The sequence below is a fragment of the Telluria sp. LT1R51-2 genome, assembly GCF_059685775.1.
The window spans coordinates 1-2971 of sequence record NZ_JCASIM010000006.1 but is presented as its reverse complement, the minus strand read 5'-3'; the positions used below and the strand labels follow the sequence as shown (position 1 = coordinate 2971).

Here is a 2971-nt window from a genome sequence, read left to right as displayed (position 1 = left end):
ACGTATTTCTTTTTTGTGAACATTTGATAATTTAAGTAATCAAAGACCGAAGTCTTTGGCACCCTCATCAAACGCCCACACTTATCGACTGTTAATTTTTAAAGAACTTTATTCGGTGCATCTTGCTGTTGGTAGCGAATCGTTTTGTTCGCTGCAGCAGAGAAGAGAGATTATGCTGTGTTTCCTAATTCTCGTCAACTCTTTCTTTTCGCTTCGTCTCAGATTTCTCTGTAGACCTTGCTCTCGTAACCACTTGATTACGTTAACATTTTCGGTCAGTGCCGAAGCGGAGGCGAACTATAACAAACCCAGGCTGTGTTGCGCAAGAGCTCTTCATGAATATTCTTTGAAGTGCACTTTGATCGTCTAAAACGCAACGTACTGTCACTGCCAGAGACGTGGCCAGCGTAAAGACAGATATGCCCCATGGGCTTGGCATTGCTTGCAATTATCTAGTGTGCAACCTATATTGGATTCCATGACTGCCACTTCTCCTCCTGCGACGACAACGCCTCGTCTCGACGAACAGCTCTGCTTCGCCCTGTATTCGACGTCTCTGGCGATGATGCGGGTGTACCGCGGCGTGCTGCCGAAGCTTGGCCTGACGTATCCGCAGTACCTCGTCATGATGGTGCTGTGGGAGCAAGATCTATTGACAGTGTCGGATATCGGCGAGCACTTGTTTCTGGATTCGGCGACGCTCACTCCCTTGCTCAAACGTATGGAGACGCAGGGGCTGGTGCAGCGCAACCGCGCCCGCAGTGATGAGCGGCAAGTCATCATCAGCCTGACCGACGACGGCAAGGCACTCAAGCAAGAAGCCGCCAATGTCATGGCGGCTGTATTTCGTGCGACCAAGTGTTCGGCAGACGAGGTAGAGACATTGCGTGGTCAGTTGGTTGAACTGCGCAATAGCTTGAACGACAACAACAATTAAGCCGACGCTGTCGACGACGCAGCTTATGCTGCGATTCTTAGCGGATTGTTCTCGGCATCAATGCGGAATACGCGCACCGTCCGCAACAGACTTCCCGCCTGCTCGTTGAGCGCAGCCGCTGACGCCGCAGACTGCTCAACCAGCACGGCATTTTGCTGGGTTGCTTCATCCATCTGGTCGACCGCCAGGTTGACCTCCTGAATGCCGGCGTGCTGGGCTTCGCTCGCTGCCGTGATTTCTTCGATGATCCCGCTGACATCTTGCACGCTGGTCACGATGTCGTTCATCGTCACACCGGCTTGCTCGACCAGCTTCGACCCGGCCTCCACCTTTGATACCGATTCGCCAATCAGTGCAGAAATTTCTTTCGCAGCACTGGCGGAACGCTGGGCGAGGCTGCGCACCTCACTGGCGACAACAGCAAATCCGCGCCCCTGCTCGCCGGCACGTGCCGCCTCCACTGCGGCATTGAGTGCCAGGATATTGGTTTGAAACGCGATGCCATCGATGACACTGATGATGTCCGATATCTTGTACGCCGATGCGTTAATTTCCTGCATCGTGCTGACCACCGCCGTGACGACATGTCCACCCTTGCGGGCAACCTGGCTCGCTGAGGCTGCGAGCGTAGTGGCGTGACGGGCGTGCGCGGTGTTCTGTTCCACCACGGCAGTGAACTGCTTCATTGACGTTGCCGTGCGGCCGAGCGATGTGGCCTGCTGTGCAGTCCGCATCGACAGGTCGCTGTTGCCGGTACTGATTTCGCTTGAGGCATTTGCAATCATGTCAGTGCCACTGCGGACTTGCGCAACAATACGCTGCAGGCTCGCTTGCATGTCGCGGATGGCATGCATGACGCTCGCACGATCGTTTGGACGCACGGTGATTGCGACCGTCAGATCACCTGAAGCGATTGCCGATGCAATGCGGTTGACCTCCAGAGGTTCGCCACCCAGCTGGCGCAACAAGTGCGCAGTAATGGCGCCACCAACAAGAATGCTGATGATTACTGCAGCGAGCGCAACGGTGGCGATCGTTGTTTGCGCGGACGTGATCGACTGTTCGGCGCTCAGCGTGCCTGCCTCCACTTGCTTCTGTACTGCGGTGATGACACGATTAATGTCGAGCACATTTTGCCGGCGCAGCGGGCTGCACTCATTAACGAGGAATGCCGCATATTCTGTCATCTGCGTGGCATCGCGATAGCGCCTTGGCCGGTTGAGTTCCTCCGCCATACGCAGCAGGCCGGTGCGCATGGTCGCGAATTCAGCGTTTCCTTCAAACAAAGGCTCCAGAGCCCGCAACTCCTTGAGGAAGCTGGCTTTCTGCTCGTCCAGCAAGGCCAGTTCACGCTGTGCTTGCGCGGCGTCGGGAACGATATAGGCGTTGCGTGCAGCCAGCCCGGTTTGTGCAAGCGATTCACGCAGCGCATACAGGCGCTCAAGCTTGGTAGTGCGGACAGCATTCTGGGAGGCTAATTCCTGACCAACATTTCCTAACTCACGCCAGGCAAATAAAGCGAGCACGATGATGAGGATGCCGACGAGGCCGAATCCAACGCCGAGTTTTGCACGGGTACTGAGTGAGGAAAATATGTTCATAGAATAACGACTTCGAGAGAAAAACGGTTTCGCAGGTTGGCATGCAACCCATCAGCTAAAGAAGGTTGAACGATGACGAGGAATTATAGAGAAGATTTAATAGTGCACGATTGATTCTGTACGGAAAGCACAGTTTTCAATCCATCATGCGCTGTGCACTGATGTTTTTTCGCACGCAGGCAAGGCACGGGCCGCCGGCTCGGGACAGAGCCAGCAAGCGTATTGGGTATGAGAAGGGTTTTCGCACTGTCATGCGCGGTGTTGACCGCTGGATCAGCATGGAGAATCAATATGATTCGGGCGATCTTTGGTGCAGCGATCGCCCAAAGCGAAAAGCCCCACTCAGATCACTGAGCGGGGCTTTTCTATATAACTAGCCTGACGATAACCTACTTTCACACTGGTTGCAGCACTATCATCGGCGCAAAGTCGT

At 54.4% G+C, this 2971-nt stretch carries 2 protein-coding genes; one reads left to right on the top strand and one right to left on the bottom strand.

Annotated elements, in window-relative coordinates; genetic code table 11:
- The first annotated feature begins 478 nt into the window (after window positions 1-478).
- Window positions 479-937: a MarR family winged helix-turn-helix transcriptional regulator gene (locus tag AC56LH_RS22610; RefSeq protein ID WP_499649869.1), complete on the top strand. Its 459-nt coding sequence runs from the start codon at window positions 479-481 to the stop codon at window positions 935-937.
- 23 nt (window positions 938-960) lie between these two features.
- On the opposite strand, the gene AC56LH_RS22605 is transcribed toward AC56LH_RS22610, so the two are convergent.
- On the bottom strand, window positions 961-2538 hold the full coding sequence (locus AC56LH_RS22605) for a methyl-accepting chemotaxis protein (RefSeq protein WP_499649868.1): 1578 nt from the start codon (window positions 2536-2538) through the stop codon (window positions 961-963).
- Window positions 2539-2971 lie beyond the last annotated feature (433 nt).